Genomic DNA, 16961 nt, shown 5'->3' on the forward strand with positions numbered 1-16961 from the left:
AAATTATGACTTTATAGATACTTATCGGTCATAGTAATCTAAATTGGAGTGTTAACAGTATAAAGCTGTTTAAAAAACAATAACCATATAACAATAACGGAGTAGGCAATGAAACATTTAGTGACCTTAGTTGGGCTTATCGCTTTTTTAATGGTGGTACTACCGGGACCTCTTTATAAATTTAATATTGTTGAACTAGGTACTGCCTTTGCTGGTTTTAGATTAGGCGTTTATGTTGGTGGGGCAGCATTAGCCTTATTATTAGTTCAATTGCTATTCATGCGTAAAACAGTGAGCCTAACCAGTGCAGTGGTCACGGTTATTTTTGCAGCTGTTGCAATTGCAATGCCGATTAACATGATGAATACAGCAAAAAGTGTTCCGCCAATTCATGATATTTCTACCGATTTAATTAACCCACCTAAGTTTGTTGCGGTTGTGCCTTTACGTGCTGATGCACCTAACCCTGTTGCTTACGCGGGTGAAGAAACGGCAGCGCAGCAACGTGAAGCGTACCCAGAACTAAAACCGCTCGAGTACAACCAAACCCAAACAGAGCTGGTGGCAGCAATCACTAAAGCCATGGAAAACTTAGGCTGGGAACTGGTTAATAGTGATGTTAATAATGGCATTGTTGAAGCAACAGACACCACGACCTGGTTTGGTTTTAAAGACGATGTTGTGGTTCGTATTAACGATAAAGGCAGTAAACGCGTGGTCGATATACGCAGTAAATCACGCATTGGTAAAAGTGATTTAGGTAAAAATGCACAGCGTATTAAAACACTGATTGACGAGTTAAATGCTGTTGTTGTGGAATAATTGATAACAGAAAAACAGCCCTGCACTTTATGGGGCTATTTGCAGTTGCACATGATCAGCTTATGTTCATAGCTGACAATGCATACTGTGGATAATTTTTAATAAACTATGGAGTTATTATGAAAACAGTCGGATATGCAGCAAAAAGTCAAGGTTCTTTGCTTACAGAGTTTTCTTTTGAGCGCCGCGATTTACGAAATAACGATGTAGCAATAGAAATTTTATATTGTGGTGTGTGCCATTCAGACTTACACGCAGTGCGTAACGACTGGGGGGGTAGTAATTACCCATTAGTTCCTGGGCACGAAATTGTAGGTAAAGTAATATCAGTCGGTAGTGATGTAAAAAAATACAAACAAGGCGATACCGTTGCCGTAGGGTGTATGGTTGACTCGTGTCAAAGCTGTGACCAATGTGATAATCACCAAGAACAATTTTGTCGTGAAGGCATGGTCGGTACTTACAGCGGGACCGATAGAGTTAACGGCGAAATGACTCAAGGTGGTTACTCTAAACACGTTGTAGTACGCGAAGAGTTTGTATTATCAGTGCCTGAAAACTTAGAATTATCGCGCGTGGCGCCGTTACTTTGCGCCGGTATTACTACTTATTCACCGTTACATAAATGGGGTGTAAAAACAGGTAGCCGAGTTGCTGTGGTAGGCCTTGGTGGATTAGGTCATATGGCGGTTAAAAATGCAGTAGCAATGGGTGCAACCGTTACTGTTATTGGTCGTACTGAGTCTAAAAAAGAAGATGCAATTAAGCTCGGCGCACAGCATTATTTAGTATCAAACAATGATGATGAAATGATAAATGCGCAGTCAGCGTTTGATGTCATTATTGATACCGTGCCCGTAAAGCATGACTTATCAATTTACACACCGCTACTTGATATCGATGGTACCTTGGTTATTGTTGGCCAAGTAGGCCCAGTAGATGAGCTAAACACAGTTCCTCTTTTAATGGGGCGTCGTCGTGTAGCCGGTTCGTTAATTGGCGGCATTGCAGAAACACAGCAAATGCTTGATTTTTGTGGTGAACACAACGTACTGCCAGAGTGTGAAATGATCAACATAGACGAAATTAACACCGCTTATGAGCGTATGGAACGCTCTGATGTGCGATACCGTTTTGTTATTGATATGTCATCTATTAGCGTTTAATACGCTAAAGAGTAAAATTTAAAAAGAGCCGCTTAGCGGCTCTTTTTGTTTTTATTAACAAGGCTGTGCCTGTTTAGTTTTGTTGCCGCTAATTTGTATATAACTAAGCAGCCACATTAACAGCCCACCTAAAAATAAAGCCGCAGCAACATAGCCTGTTTGATTTGGCGCTGCCCCTTTTGCAATAGCAATGCCGCCAACCCAAGGGCCAATAGCATTTGCAATATTAAACGCACACTGCACTAATGCCCCAATCATGGCGTGGCCGTCAGGTGATACATCCATTAATAGCGTTTGCACTAAGGTTGATAGTCCTAAGCTGCAGCCAATAAAAAATATAACCGCATACAGCAGATAAATATTATAGCTGGCACTGACATATGCAAATGCAAAAACAATAGTAGAGGCAAGCGTAAATCCGGTGGTTTTTATCGCTGATTTATCGGCAGCTTTACCTAGTACGTAATTACCGAGCGTAGAGCCAATACCAAACATCACCATAGCAATTGAAATTGTATAGGGCGCGCTCTGAGTGACCTCTAAGATCGTATCGGCCACATAGGTATAAATACAAAATACGCCACCAAAGCCAATAATAACAATCCCTAATATTGACCAAACCAGTTTGTTTTTTAGCACCCCTAATTCGTTGAGTATATTAGAGGTATGGGTGTTTTTAACATTAGGCACCACGTTATACACAAAAATAAAGGCAATAAACGCCAACACCCCAGCCGCAGCGAGGCAATAACGCCAACTAAGATTTTGCCCAACCAATGTCACCACCGGCACACCAACGATAGTGGCTATGGTTAAGCCCATAAACACTTTTGACATAAAGCTAGCGCGTTTTCCTTGCGGTGCTATATCAGAGGCCAGTAATAACGCGGCACCAAAATAAGCGCCATGGGGAAGGCCACTTAAAAACCTAAACAGCACCAGTTGTTCTAACGATGTCGCTAATGCACTTAAACTGTTTGAAATACACATTAAGCTTAAAAATAATAATAGCGCTCGTCGTTTTCGCATATTTGCCGTTGCCAACATTAAAATGGGTGCGCCAACCACCACCCCAAGAGCATAAGCACTAATAGCATAACCACTTTGTGACGGGGTACTGCCAAAAGCCTCACTAATTAATGGCAACATAGGCATCATAGAAAATTCAGATAACCCCAAAATAAAAGTACCCAACGCCAGCACAATTAAAATAGCGGTTCTATTGGGCTGACCCGACGGCGATGTAGTATCAACGGCCATATAAATCCTTGAAGATAATAAATAAAATTTAATAACAAACTAAACGCCAGTGCGCTTAAAAATAAAGCACACACGCTTATTTAGTTGAATGTGGAAATGAGGAGTAAAGAGGCGTGCATTTTAAATTAAAAGCTCACTTTCGTCATGGACTAAACCATAATTTAAGATGAATAAAATTTAACTTAAGCCAACCAAAGGATGGTTAAGTAAGTTCAGCAAAGTATTAACGCAATCAAAAATAAGCAGTGTTAAATTTAAAATGTAATGTTAACTTGACTTTTTGTAATGCATGAATGATATTTGTAAAGTAAACATTACTTTTAAAAACAGGATAAAGGCAATGAAAGCAGAATTAAATTTAAAACAACGCCAAATTAAAAATACCAGTTACCTAGCTAAATGGACCTTAATATGGCTTTTTACTTTAGCTATTTGCAGCTTTGGCCCCACTTTAATCTGGGATCGTTCAGCGCTAATTAGTGGCTTTTTTATTATTATAAATTTGGCTGCTGGCGTAGGGATGATTTTAGCCAACAAGCGCTATTTGCAAGGCATGGATGAATTAATGCAAAAAATACATCTCAGTGCCATGGGGTTTACCTTAGGTGCAGTGTTAGTAGGCGGGCTGGCATACACCAATTTACAATTGAGTGGTTTAATTGATTTTAAAGCGCAAATACCCGACTTAATGTTTTTAATGGGGGCGGTGTATTTAATTAGTGTGTATGTGCTTAATAAACACTATTGCGCAGGTGATGAATGAAAAATAGATTAAAAGTGTTAAGAGCCGAGCATAATTTCACTCAAGCAAAGTTGGCCGAGCTGTTGGATGTATCGCGCCAAACGATTAATGCCATTGAAAAGGGCAAGTTCGATCCCAGCTTGCCACTGGCTTTTAAGGCCGCAAGGTTGTTTAAACTTAAAATAGAAGACATTTTTGATGACGAACAGGGTTAAAAATTAACAAAGTGCGACAATATGTCGCGCTTTTTAACTTGCCGCAGCACGTATAATTTACCCACAAAATTTTTGTGGTAAATCAATAATGACTGATAAAAAAAATCCCCTAACCTCCTATTTAGTATCGCCTTTGGCACTTGTTATAAGTGGCGTACTATCGCCTGTTGCCTTTGCAGATGACGCCTCAATTGAAGTGATTGAAGTACACGGTCAAGCACAAAACAAACACCTATCGTTAGGTTCATCTGAATCGTTATTAACTGATTTAGGTGTGGACTTTTCAGCCGCCGGTGGCATGGCTAACTTACCTGTTTTAAATGGTTTAATGGGCGATAGAGTGGCGGTACTGGTCGATGGAGCGCAAATCACCGCCGCCTGTGCCAATCAAATGAACCCGCCACTGTCGTATATTTCAGCCAATCAAATTAGTAGCTACAAAGTGGTTGCAGGTATTTCTCCGGTAAGCGCGGGAGGCGATAATATTGCAGGGGTGATCGCGGTTAATTCTATTTCACCTCAGTACAGTGAAAGCAAGCAACTTGGCTGGCACTCTGGCTACGTATCAGCCCAATACAATACGCTAGATAACGGCAAAAAGGTAGGCGCGGGCATGCGCATTGCCAGCGACGTATTCAGTTTTAATTATCAAGGTGCGTTTAGCGATGCTAACAGTTATGAAGATGGTAACGGTGATTTAGTGCTCGATACCCTGTACCGCGCGCAAAACCATAGTTTAAGTGCTGCCATGCGCGATGATAAGCAACAATTAGTGGTTAAGCTAAGCCATCAAAAAATACCCTATCAAGGCTTTGCTAACCAATATATGGATATGACAGATAACACCAGCTATGGCGCTGTTGCCCAGTATAAGCGTGCTTTTACAAACAGTGAGCTTGAAGCGCAGTTAAATTGGCATAGCGTAAAGCATGAAATGGGTTTTTTCAGCGCAGAAAAAACCGGAAAAATGCCAATGAAAACCGACGCCGAAGATATAAGCACTCAGTTAAAATGGCGATTAGCGCTTGATAACAACAGCCAGTTATTACTCGCCCAAGAGTACCATTATATGAATATTGATGATTGGTGGCCTGCGGTTGAAGGCTCAATGATGATGGGGCCAAATGACTACAACAATATTAATAACGGCCGGCGTCAGCGTATTGCCCTGCTTGCTGAATATGAAAGCCAACTAAATACTCGCTGGTGGTTAAATGCAGGCGTTCGATTTGAAAATGTAATAACCAATACCGACGATGTACAAGCATACAACGCAGGTATGGCCGCTATGAGTGCGATGTCCATGGCCATGGCGATGCCAAGCGATGCAATGGCCGCTAAAGAGTTTAATGGTCAGAACAAAAAACAAACAGACAACCTAGTCGATGCAAACGTGCTGATTAACTATCAACTAAGCAATAATGACGAGTTACAAATTGGTTTAGCTCGTAAAAATCGCGCACCTAATTTATACGAACGTTACAGTTGGGGGGTGGGAAATATGGCCACCACCATGATAGGTTGGTACGGCGATGGTAATGGCTATATTGGTAACATTGCCCTTAAACCTGAAACCGCACATACGCTTAGCACTACGTATACCCGTATGGCTAAAGACGACAGCTGGCGTATCAGTGCTAATGCGTGGGTGAGCGATGTAAATGATTATATTGACGTCAACAGAGTAAGAAGCTTTAACCGCACAGCGCTTGCTGCCAATACTCGTAATGTACTTATGTTTAATAACGTAGATGCCACGCTTTATGGAGTAAAGCTAGATGCGGTTGCTACTCTGCACGAGTCTAAGCAGTATGGTCGTTGGTCGTTAAAAGCTAACATTACCAATACCCGTGGTAAGCGCGACGATACCGATCAGCCGCTTTATCAAATTAAGCCACTGCAAACCCAATTTGCGATTAACCAGCAAATAGGCCGCTTTGAAAACGCACTCACGTGGCAGTGGGTCGATAGTAAAACCCGCGTAGATAGCAACCGCCTAGAAAACCAAACCGAGCAGTATCATTTACTTAATTTAAGCTCAAAAGCCAGTTGGGATGCATTGACTGTGAGTGTTGATATTACCAACCTGCTTGATGAGTATTATGAATTACCACTGGGCGGCGTAAGTATTGCTGAGTTTAAACAAGATTCAACGCAGGGGTTCAATCAATTAGCAGGACAGGGTCGTTCTATTAATTTGGCTATGAGTTACGCGTTTTAAGATGAGAGAGTAAGTTAGTGTGAGCTGTCAGATTCGATTTTTGGTTAATCGAATCTGACAGTTAATTACTATTAATTTTTTAATTCTGCTTGTGACAAAAATCTATAAACTGCGTTAGCAGCGGATTTTTGTATTTGTCTTTATGCATCACTAACCAAAACTGCCTTTGCATGGGGTGGTTTAAGTTAAGTTGGGTAACGCGGCGATCTTTTAAAGCGTACTGTGCCGCGAGTGACGATAAACATCCCAGCCCTAATCCTTCTGCAACGCTGTTGATCAATGCCTCTGTGGTATTGAGCTCAAAGCTTTGGCTCCAATTATCGATATGCGTAGCAAGGTTTTGCAAAAAGAATGAGCGTGAGCCAGAGCCGGTCTCTCTTAATACCCATTGACTGTTTGCTAAGTCATTAAAACTAAGCTGTGGTTTTTTAGCTAAAGGGTGAGATGGCGGCGCAATTATGCACATGGTGTCTTGACTAAACACGGTTGAGACTAAGTCACTTTGCTGGGCATGGCCTTCTATTAATGCAATGTCGAGTTCAAAGTCGCGCAGTTTTTGACAAATAAGCTCAGAATTTGAAATAAAAACCTGCTGAGAATAATGCTGCTGTTGTTGGCGAAATCCACTAAGTATAGAGGGCAACACATGATTACCAATGGTATCGCTGGCACCTATTTTTAACGTGCCACTGGCTGTTGCGTGGGACGAAAAAAGCGTATTAATATCATTTGCTCTGTGCAGTAATTCATCGGCCAGGGGCAGTAATTTTTGCCCTTCTTGATTTAAAATTAAGCGATGATTTACCCGGTCAAACAGTGGGTGGCCTAATTGTTTTTCAAGCTCGCTAAGAGACATACTGAGTGCCGCTTTAGACAAGTAAAGTCGCTCTGAGGCTGCGCTAAGCGTTGTATGCTGGGTAATACCTACAAACACTTTAAGTTGTTTAAGAGAAATATTCATGAACTTGGTGTTTAGTTTTTCTGAACGTGTGTTCTATATATTTAGATTTAATTAAACAAAATGCAAGGTTAAACTTCTTTATAAGATAAACAGTGAGTGTGGAGTATAAACATGTTTAATTATATAAAAGCCAAAGTAATAACCGCACCCACCCCAATGGGCGGGTTAGCATTAGGCATAGCCAGCCTTGGTTGGGCTTGGGAAAATATGTTCAATGTAAATGGCGCAGCGCAATACACTGGGGCGGCAATTGCAAGCGTATTATTATTAATACTTGGCTTAAAATTTTTACTGCACCCGCAATTACTAAAAGCCGACTTAGCGCACCCTGTTGTAGGCAGTGTAGTGCCTACTTTTGCTATGGCAACGTTGGTGGTATCTAATTCGTTAGGGCACGTTAATCCATTAGCAGGGGATGTGCTTTGGGTAGGCGCATTTTTATTGCATTTGGGATTTTTACTGAGCTTTATTATTCATCGTGTTCGTGAGTTTAAAATTGAGCACATGGTGCCAAGTTGGTTTGTACCGCCGGTGGGGATTATTGTTGCCGATGTCGCGTTCTCGGGTAACCCAGCACTGATGTTTTTAGCACAAGGGGCACTTTATTTTGGTATGTTAATGTACACAGTTATGTTGCCGATAATGATTTATCGGATAATATTTGCTGAGCAAATTCCTGATGCTGCACAGCCTACACTGGCTATTTTAGCGGCGCCAGCAAGTTTATCGTTAGCGGGGTATTTCACTATGGTGACCCAACCGTCACCAGTGATTATTGGGGGGTTATTTGGTATTGCCATACTAATGACACTCATTATTTATACGGCATTTTTTAAATTACTACGCCGCAGGTTTTGCCCAGGGTTTGCTGCATTTACCTTTCCCATGGTCATTGGTGCTACAGCGTTATTTAAACTCGCGGATTGGATGCTAACGATGAACGTGGATATGCAGTTTATAAATCAAATACATTACTTAGCGGTATTTGAGCTGCTAGTAGCAAGCGCTGTGGTTGGCTATGTAGCGATCCGTTATACGCATTATTTTAACCCTTTGGCTTCAAAGTGGCTTGAATATAAAACGAATAGGTAATTATCAGGTTTTTGTTTATTTAGTTATTATTTTTGCGACAGTTAAAAAAGAGCCCAAAGGGCTCTTAACTGGGGGGATTAATAAGGATTGATAGGGGAGTAGAAGTTGTTGTTATTACCATTAATGCTCACGTCTAGTTGCATACCATTATGAGCGTGGCTAACCACATTGTAATTATCACCAGGTAGTAGCTTTACTCTATTAATATTTTGATAGTTAACAGCACTGCCACATTGCAATGTCACTCTTTGCGTATTAGCCGTTTCTTTAAAGATGTAAACTTCATTGCTGCCGTCAACAACACCTGTACCAGAGGCATCGATGAACAGTGAGGTTGCCTCACTGGCTGCAATAGAAAAGTACTGATTGCTGTGATGGCCTAAAGACACGATGGCGCGCCCCATTCTGTCACGTTCTTGGAAGTGCGTATCGGTTAAGCTGTTGTTTAATACAGGCACATTAATAAATCGACTGCTGAAGTTAAGTGTTTCGTGGCAAAAGTCAGTGACTACTTCATCTGATACTGCACCAGCAACGCCATCTGGGTCGTATACGCTGTTTGCCATTAATGCCATGCCTGCAGACGTTCCGCCAACGACACCGCCCTTATCAAAAACGTGTTGCACAGCGGTTTGTACTTTTGTACCTTGCCATTGATTAAGATAATCAGATTGGTCACCGCCTGCAATCCATACAAATTCAGCACTGCGGATAGCCCAGTCAACATAGTCATCATTCGCTTTGTTGCGAGTATCAATGATCAGTGTTTCTACTGAGTCGGCATTCATTAAGTTCAGTAAATAATCGTTGTAGGCGTCAGTACCTGAGGTTCTAAGCACAACAACATCGGCACCGCTGCCAACATGGTTGGCAACGCGATTACTAAATGCTTGATCAACATCGCTGCCACCACCCATCAGTAATACAGCACCTTGATCAGCTGTTAATGTGCTGCATGAATCAGCACTGCCACCTTGTAAATATGCTTGTAATGAACCTGGTTTTGCAGGGCGAGAACTATAGCCACAATCATCGTTACCACTTCCGCCACCGGTGTTACTACCTTCACCAAAATTGACTGTTAGATCGTACCAACCTGTACCCGAGTAACGCGTTACTTTTACATAATAAGTACCCGTTGATTGCGCGTTATAACTGCCTGTTTCTGGCACATTACTGGTCGCCCCTTCGGCTAGGGCCGACCCCGTTTCTTGATATAATGCCCAGTCAAAGTCATCACGAGTATGATGATCAAGAATAACTTCAATAGGTCCGGTTTGCGTTAGTTCGAATCTAAACCAATCAGTATCATTTCGACTCAACGAGCCTGCAATGGTGGTATTACTACAAAGTGGGGAATTTGCATTGCTTTCAGTGTCGTTTGATTCAACCTCGTTTGTTAAACAAGCATTACTTGCAAACGAAAAAAACATGCACGCGGCTAGTGATCCATTAAGAATTGAGAGTTTTCTTTTCATTATTGTTACCTGAATTTTAATTACATAGAAGCCTTCCTACTGCGAGGCATTATTGCTTTTAAATTATTCAGGTTTTTTTATTCGTCGAACCATTCACTTAAATGATAGTCGACAGAACATTCTTGAGGAGCACTAGGAGTGATAATAAATAGTTTGTTCATTTATGCCTCCTAAGTGATTATTGGTGTGTTTCAGCATTGTTGCTGAATGTTCAATATTACAGTTAGGTGTTCAGTTTGCAACTATTTATTAACTTTTATTTTACTTTTTGTTCCAGGCTTTTGTTTTTATTGATTTATAAACATGTTTCATCGTTTATAGACTCTATTTGCTGTTCTTGAGCCAGTAATGCTAATTTTTCACGTTCAGCTTTAGACACATAAGCAGGTTTATTACTTTTATGTAATTTTGCATTTGCGCGCTTATCTTTGTTATTAAACTTTGTAATGATCTTTTTTCTGCGATTCATGATTAACCCCGTAATTTTAAGGTGCGCATTATACAGGCATCTTTAGTAAAGCTGTTAGATAAATATAGTGGCGGTTTTACGCTCTGTCGCAAAGCGTTGTTTGTTATTACACAAGGGCGTTATAATTATGGTTCTTGGTTGTTAATTAAATGGGATTTGTTTTGAAAAAGTTAGCTTTAGCTAGTATCGCTTTATTGGCCTTTAATACTCATGCACAATTAAATAAAATTAATGACAGCGTGGCTGATTACGCTGTAAATACCTACCAAAGTGCGCAAGTACATACACTCACAAATTTGGTGTCTTTTCCAACGGTTAATAAAAGTGATGTTAGCGCACCACAAAATCCCGACTTTATTGGCTTTAAAGCGTTACTAAAAATGAAAGCGGCTGAGCTTGGTTTTGATTATCAAGATTTAGGTTACACCGTACTTATTGGTATGGGGCAACAAACTGAAAAGGTAACCATAGTAACTCATGGCGATGTACAACCTGCTAATGCCAGCAAATGGAAGCAAAACCCATTTGTTATTGACACCTCAGAGGCGGGTAAGTTGGTTGGTCGAGGTACCGAAGACGACAAAGGCGCTATTGCGACTGCAATGTACGCCATGAAGGCGATAAAAGATAAAGGCATAGCGCTTGATAATCGTATTGAATTAATGATTTACCTAGCGGAGGAGTCTGACTGGGGGCCGTTAACTGAGTTTATGAAAACTTATCAGCAACCAAAGTATGCGGTAACCATTGATGCCTCTTACCCTGTAGTGGTTGCTGAAAAAGGCTGGAGCTTAATTGCGCCAACATTTGATGCAACATCACCACAAACAGGTGTGTATGTCAGTGATGTAACCGGCGGCGCATTTGCCAGTCAAATCCCTGAAGATGCCAGCCTATTACTACATAACGCCAACGAAACATTAATTAATCAATTAAAAGCAAAAGCTAACACACTTAAGCAAGTTGAATTTAATTTTACAGAGCAAAATAACGCGCTTGCCATAAGTGTTAAAGGCATGTCGGCCCACTCATCTGAACCGGAATCAGGCGTTAACGCCATTGCTTATTTAGCTGAAATATTTAAAAACGTTGAGCTTGAAAACAATAGTGATGGCCAGCTCATTGATTTTGTTAATCAGCTTATTGGTTTAGATATTCACGGTAAACAGTTTGGCGAAATTGCTTATGAACATGACTTTATGGGGCCAATGACCGTAGCGCCTACGGTTATTGAACGTGAGGGTAACGCGCTTACTTTAGCGGTCAATGCTCGCCGTCCGGTTGGTAAAGATGAGACGTTACTTAAACAACAAATTGATACTGCGCTTGCTAATTGGCAAACGGCTAATCAGGTTACGTTAGCTAACATTAAAACCACCATTGGTACGCCCATGCTTTTAGATAGCGCACCCCATGCGCAAAAGCTACTTGATATTTTTAAGCATTATACGGGTGATAAAAACGCTGATTTTGTTTCAATAGGGGGCGGTACAAATGCCAAGCTATTTGATAATGCCGTGTCGTTTGGCCCATCTATGCCGGGTAAACGCTACACCGGGCACTCAGAGCATGAGTTTATTACCCTTGAGCAATTAGCACTTAATTTACGTATGTACACCGCAATGATGATAGAGCTGGGAAATATGTAATTTTGGATATATAACCTATATCTAATACGAAAAAACCGCCGTAACGGCGGTTTTTTTATAGCAACGGTGTGCTATTGAAAATCAACTTCTGGCAAGCATTCAAACCCAGGTTTTGCAAATAAGTAACCTTGCATTAGCTCAATACCTGCGTATTTTAACCACTGATATTCTTCAACGGTTTCAATGCCTTCAGCCAGAGCTGTAACATTTAGCGCGCTAAACATGTTTAAACAGTGGGTAACGATTGCCTGGCGATTTTTATCTTTGTCGATATCTCTGATCAGCGCCATATCAAGCTTGATAATATCAGTTTGAAAATCGGCTAATAGGTTTAATCCAGAATAGCCTGAACCAAAGTCATCGGTGGCTGTTTTAAAGCCTAATTCTTGGTAATAGCTCACAACACGTTTTACATGTGCGCTGTCTTCTATTTTTTCGACTTCTGTAAATTCAAACATAATATTTGTTGTAGGGAAGTTATACTTTTTAGCGGCTTCTAGGGTGGTACGAATACAACGCTCTGGCTTGTAGATAGCGTTTGGTAAAAAGTTAATACTAAGCATCGAATCTACACCCAGCTTTGATGCAAGTGCAATCGCTTTAATTCTGCATAACTGATCAAACGTATAGCGGTTAGTATCGTTAACGCGAGAAATAATAGAGTAGGCAGATTCATTATTTAAACCACGGACAAGTGCTTCATATCCAAAAATAGTATTATTTTGACAATTTACAATAGGCTGAAATGCCATGGTAAAGTCAAAATCTAGTTCATTCGAATCAGCGCAATTGCTACAAGATACTTTTTCGCAATTTAGTGATTTATCATTCATTCATCGTACCCTTTGTTTTAACCTACAAAATAAGGTGTGGTTAAGCCTGCCCTTAATCCTAACAAAGTATTGATATTTTACATAATCTATTTAACTGTTTTTGTTTAACCTTTTTGTAACTCACCGCGATTAAACAGTGCCTTTATTTCTATGATTAATGAAAAAGTAGCAATAAGGTTATGGCTTTTTTACATGCGCATAACCCTACTTTTTATGGGCTTTTAGCGCTTTGCGCCTAGCTTAATACACTCGGTATTTACTTAAGTGTGGCGTTAAGCGAAATCTCAGTATTTAATAATTTTGAGATAGGGCAGCCTTTTTTGGTTTGTTCGCACAATGCTTGAAATTGCTCATTTGAAATATCTGCAATGGTTGCATTTACTTCAAGGGCAATGTGCGTCACGGCAAAGCCATCATCCACTTCGTCTAAACTAACCACTGCTTCGGTGTTTATGTTCTCAGCGGTAAAGCCCGCTTCACCAAGTGCCAGCGATAAAGCCATACCAAAACAGGCACTATGTGCTGCACCCACTAATTCCTCAGGGTTTGAGCCTGGCTTATCTTCAAAGCGGGTATTAAACCCATACGGCTGGTTATCTAATGCGCCACTTTGCGTTGAGATATAACCTTTCCCTTTTTTAATATCACCAGACCATGTTGAACTTGCAGATTTTTTAATCGTCATTATGTTCTCCTTGTTGAGGGTGTAGGCTTTTTAGGTTAATTAGTCATACCGTGTAGTGTTTGCAATACGTTGTAAACACTACATGGTAAAACAGCTAAAAAGCGTTATTTACATAGATAGTTGCAAAATAGAAGCCAAATAATTTAATAAACAAGATCCACGTTATGTTTGGGATTATTTATTATCCCGAATTTAGGTTATATCAGCTATTTGCAGGTGATAAGGCGGGGCGCTTTCACGGTTTTGAAACGCTAAAATAGCGTTGTTTTTAATTATTCCGTGTTCAATATTGATAGCGCGGCGAATGGTTTCGTCTTTTTGCCATTGCTCTGGACCGGCTAAAACAGTTGGCAAGTATACAATGAGCGCGGCAGAAATAGAGCGCGTTGCACTTTCCCATAAGTAGCTAGGGGTATGATCAACCGCGTAATAATCAGTGGTTTTATAGCTAAACATTGGGTGTTTAAATGTTGTTGGCTTTGCAAAAAAGAATCCCATTCCTTCATCACAACTTACATCTATTATAAGGCTATTGGGTTTTAAGCAATCGGCTTCAGATTCAATCACAAAATTGACGGGGTTTGCGGTTTCTTGGTAGGTGCCATTAACAATAATGTCAGCTTCGCTAATAAGCTCAGTAAGCGGGCGCTGCGACCCATCGTGCTCAACCACCATCATACGAGCTTCGCCTTCAATGCCTGGGCGTACTTTAACATAATGACAATCAAGTACTTCTTCACGCACTTCATGATCGGGGCGCTGTATACAAATTGTAATATCTCTAAAACCATGAGCTTTTAATGCATAAATAGCACCTCGGCTAACAGCGCCAAAACTAAAAATAATGGTTTTACGTTGATTACCGTAATGGCCATCAATGCCTTTTAGTTGCAGAGCATGTAACACCGCACAATAACCAGCCATTTCATTGTTTTTATAAAAAGTATGACGGCCCACATTCCCCTGTGGTGACCATACAAACATGTCTTCAAAGGCAATAAGAGTGAGCTTTCTATCAAGGGCAGCTTGGGTAATTGCTTGTTGTTGTACGCAATGTACATAGCCCCAAATTGTGCCGCCTTCTTTAAGCTCTTGTAAATCAGCAAGCACTGGTTTGGCAATAATGACGGTGCCTAATTGGGTTAAAATATCACTGCGGGTGGCAATGCCGCCTGTCAGTGCTGCAATTTCTTCGTCGCTCATATTAAATGCCGCGCCATAACCTTGCTCAAAAATCATTTTTTTTCTGAGTTTTTCAGGTATACGCATTAAATGCGCAGGATGAATAGGGTAGCGTCTTTCATCTGTTTTACGTGATGTTCCAATTACGCCAATAGTTAATTCACTCATGCTATATCCTTGATTAAAGTATGCTGAGTTTATAAACGAATAATGCTACATCGCTAACAAACAAAGAGGGGTTTTACAGGCAAGCTCACGCCATGGCTGTAAAAATAATGCTTGGTAAAGGGTGTTCTTTTAATTAGCTGTGCTAGGTGTAATGAATGTTGAGCAGGCAGAGGGTAGAGTGTTAACTTGCATTGAATAACAAGTTGAAACGTTAACCACTATAACAGCTATGTAAGATATAAAGTGAGATTAAAGCGAATATGCGTGTATTGGTTTTTATAAGCGGCTATTTTCTGCGTTTGCACCGCTCTGAGCAATAAATAACGTTATCCCAATCTCGTTGCCACTTTTTACGCCACGCAAACGGCTTATTGCATACTGGGCAAATTTTTTGCGGTAAGTTAAGTTTTTTGTGCGCCATAATTAGGTGTTCTCTTTATTGCTGTTACTGCGAGTTTTGCGTTTTACACGGGTGATTTTTTGAGTCGAAGCCACGTGTTTTTTAAGAATTTTACCTATGGCGCGTTTTACATCGGGCCGCTCTCGGTATTGCCATAGCCGTTCGCGGGCTTCTTTTGAGGCGGTGGTTAAATCAAGCATCGGCTCAGGGTAGTCTTCACCTAGTTTAAAGTCGTTAAATAGCGCTTCCATGGGCGTTTGCTCCCAAGGTTGATGTAAATATTCAATGGGGAGCTTTTCAAGTTCAGGGCACCATTTTTTTATAAACGCACCGGTTGGGTCTTGATCCTCCGATTGCTTTATTGGGTTGTAATGACGAATAGTATTAATACCGGTGACAGAGGCTTGCATTTGAATTTGTGGGTAATGAATTCCCGGTTCAAAGTCTAAAAAGTAATTAGCCAGCGGAAAACTTGCTTGTTGCCAGCTGATGTTTAAATGATGCGTTACAAAGCTAACTAGCATAGCGCGCATTCTAAAATTAATATAACCGGTGGCTTTTAAACAGCGCATGCAGGCATCAATAATAGGAATACCAGTTTGCCCCTGTGCCCAGCGTTCAATATCGCTAGTAACCTGGGCGTCATCACGATACGGAAATGCATGGTAACCCGGATTTAGCGCTTTAAATTCCATGGTGCATTCGCTTTCAAACTTTTGCATAAAATGGCAATGCCAATGCAAGCGCGATACAAACGCGGCAAGTGGGCGCTTCCAGCCTTTTTTATCAGCAGAAGTGCTATGGTATGCGTCAATCGCCATTTGATACACTTGCCTCAGGCTGATATTCCCCCACGCTAAATAGGGCGATAACCTAGAGCAATGTGTACGGCTTAAGCTTGGGCTGGATATTCCTTTTTGATAACTCTTACCGCGTTTAGCAAAAAAGCTTTGCATTACTTCACGGGCAAGTCGAGGGCCCCCGTGCTGAAAATGTTCATTATCTTGCGTGTAGGCGCTCGGCAGTATAGGTGTTTGATAACCAGTAAGGGTAAGTGGTTTTATTTGCTTCCAATTAGGTATAGCAATAGGTGCTTGCATGGTTTGTTGCCAGCGCTCGTTCCAATTACTGCGATTTCTTTTGCCACGTATCACAGCCCCGGTTGGCGACTCTAACCAGTTAATGTGATGGTGTTGGCACCAGGCTTTAATTGCTATGTCACGCTCAAAGGTATTGTTTAGCCCTATTTCTTGGTGGCTAAAGAGGTTTGTGATTTCAAACTGCGAGTGAAGCGATTCAAGTAGGGTTTGCATATCTTCATTAAATATATATACGCGGCTGTTAAAGCGAGCCAACTGAGTGTTTAAGTCGCAAATAGATTGATATACAAAGCGCCAATGCCGCTCGTTGTAATGCGCATCGTCAAGTAGTAAAGGTTCGAAATTATAAATTAAGAGGGTAGGCAGGCCGTTACTAAACGCATTTTTTAAAGGCTGATGATCGCTTAGGCGTAAGTCACGTTTAAACCAGACTATGTTTATTTTTATGCGCATGGATTCAATGTATTATTTAAAAATGCTATGAAGTAATTATTTAACTTGTACGCAGCGTAGCGATT

The 16961-nt window shown here is 40.9% G+C and carries 16 protein-coding genes; 7 read left to right on the forward strand and 9 right to left on the reverse strand.

Features of this window, described 5'->3' with window-relative positions; genetic code table 11:
• Window positions 1-108: 108 nt before the first annotated feature.
• A complete protein-coding gene (locus KK487_RS04555) occupies window positions 109-822 on the forward strand; it encodes a DUF1499 domain-containing protein (protein ID WP_036956816.1) in 714 nt (237 codons plus the stop codon).
• Between the two features lie 119 nt (window positions 823-941).
• Window positions 942-1988: an NAD(P)-dependent alcohol dehydrogenase gene (locus KK487_RS04560; protein ID WP_036956817.1), complete on the forward strand. Its 1047-nt coding sequence runs from the start codon at window positions 942-944 to the stop codon at window positions 1986-1988.
• A 54-nt stretch (window positions 1989-2042) separates the two neighbouring features.
• Here KK487_RS04560 and KK487_RS04565 read toward each other — a convergent pair whose 3' ends face one another.
• Window positions 2043-3248, reverse strand: a complete 1206-nt coding sequence (locus tag KK487_RS04565; RefSeq protein WP_036956818.1) for an MFS transporter — start codon at window positions 3246-3248, stop codon at window positions 2043-2045.
• 340 nt (window positions 3249-3588) lie between these two features.
• Between KK487_RS04565 and KK487_RS04570 the strand changes: the two genes are divergently transcribed.
• From KK487_RS04570 to KK487_RS04580, 3 genes are all read left to right on the forward strand, one after another.
• Window positions 3589-4011 (forward strand): hypothetical protein, encoded by a 423-nt coding sequence (locus tag KK487_RS04570; RefSeq protein WP_028835426.1) that lies wholly within the window; start codon window positions 3589-3591, stop codon window positions 4009-4011.
• Complete coding sequence (locus KK487_RS04575; RefSeq protein WP_013464415.1) at window positions 4008-4205, forward strand: helix-turn-helix transcriptional regulator; 198 nt, start codon at window positions 4008-4010, stop codon at window positions 4203-4205. The genes KK487_RS04570 and KK487_RS04575 overlap by 4 nt, the downstream gene beginning before the upstream one ends.
• Window positions 4206-4293: 88 nt before the next feature.
• Window positions 4294-6426: a TonB-dependent receptor plug domain-containing protein gene (locus KK487_RS04580; RefSeq protein WP_215521996.1), complete on the forward strand. Its 2133-nt coding sequence runs from the start codon at window positions 4294-4296 to the stop codon at window positions 6424-6426.
• Window positions 6427-6505: 79 nt separating this feature from the next.
• Here the strand turns inward: KK487_RS04580 and KK487_RS04585 are convergent, their stop codons facing one another.
• The gene (locus tag KK487_RS04585) at window positions 6506-7387 is read right to left on the reverse strand and encodes a LysR family transcriptional regulator (protein WP_036956820.1); all 882 of its coding nucleotides are present in this window, start codon (window positions 7385-7387) and stop codon (window positions 6506-6508) included.
• 111 nt (window positions 7388-7498) lie between these two features.
• Here KK487_RS04585 and KK487_RS04590 point away from each other — a divergent pair, with 111 nt between their 5' ends.
• Window positions 7499-8479, forward strand: coding sequence for a TDT family transporter (locus KK487_RS04590; RefSeq protein WP_036956821.1), 981 nt, complete (start codon window positions 7499-7501; stop codon window positions 8477-8479).
• A gap of 77 nt (window positions 8480-8556) precedes the next feature.
• On the opposite strand, the gene KK487_RS04595 is transcribed toward KK487_RS04590, so the two are convergent.
• Both KK487_RS04595 and KK487_RS04600 read right to left on the reverse strand, forming a co-directional pair.
• The gene (locus KK487_RS04595; RefSeq protein ID WP_036956822.1) at window positions 8557-9957 is read right to left on the reverse strand and encodes a Type 1 glutamine amidotransferase-like domain-containing protein; all 1401 of its coding nucleotides are present in this window, start codon (window positions 9955-9957) and stop codon (window positions 8557-8559) included.
• A 295-nt stretch (window positions 9958-10252) separates the two neighbouring features.
• Window positions 10253-10426: a DUF2986 domain-containing protein gene (locus KK487_RS04600; RefSeq protein WP_013464421.1), complete on the reverse strand. Its 174-nt coding sequence runs from the start codon at window positions 10424-10426 to the stop codon at window positions 10253-10255.
• Window positions 10427-10587: 161 nt separating this feature from the next.
• Between KK487_RS04600 and KK487_RS04605 the strand changes: the two genes are divergently transcribed.
• Complete coding sequence (locus KK487_RS04605) at window positions 10588-12075, forward strand: dipeptidase (RefSeq protein ID WP_036956887.1); 1488 nt, start codon at window positions 10588-10590, stop codon at window positions 12073-12075.
• Window positions 12076-12146: 71 nt separating this feature from the next.
• Here the strand turns inward: KK487_RS04605 and KK487_RS04610 are convergent, their stop codons facing one another.
• From KK487_RS04610 to KK487_RS04630, 5 genes are all read right to left on the reverse strand, one after another.
• Entirely contained in the window at window positions 12147-12908 is a 762-nt protein-coding gene (locus KK487_RS04610; protein ID WP_013464423.1) for an EAL domain-containing protein, read from the reverse strand.
• Window positions 12909-13164: 256 nt separating this feature from the next.
• Complete coding sequence (locus tag KK487_RS04615; protein ID WP_013464424.1) at window positions 13165-13593, reverse strand: OsmC family protein; 429 nt, start codon at window positions 13591-13593, stop codon at window positions 13165-13167.
• 192 nt (window positions 13594-13785) lie between these two features.
• Window positions 13786-14943 (reverse strand): N(5)-(carboxyethyl)ornithine synthase, encoded by a 1158-nt coding sequence (locus KK487_RS04620; protein ID WP_036956823.1) that lies wholly within the window; start codon window positions 14941-14943, stop codon window positions 13786-13788.
• Window positions 14944-15229: 286 nt separating this feature from the next.
• Window positions 15230-15364 (reverse strand): DUF2256 domain-containing protein, encoded by a 135-nt coding sequence (locus KK487_RS04625; protein WP_081875124.1) that lies wholly within the window; start codon window positions 15362-15364, stop codon window positions 15230-15232.
• A gap of 2 nt (window positions 15365-15366) precedes the next feature.
• A complete protein-coding gene (locus KK487_RS04630) occupies window positions 15367-16896 on the reverse strand; it encodes a cryptochrome/deoxyribodipyrimidine photo-lyase family protein (RefSeq protein ID WP_036956824.1) in 1530 nt (509 codons plus the stop codon).
• Window positions 16897-16961 lie beyond the last annotated feature (65 nt).

The organism is Pseudoalteromonas sp. SiA1, from assembly GCF_018732205.1.
Taxonomy (GTDB): Bacteria; Pseudomonadota; Gammaproteobacteria; order Enterobacterales; family Alteromonadaceae; genus Pseudoalteromonas; species Pseudoalteromonas tetraodonis.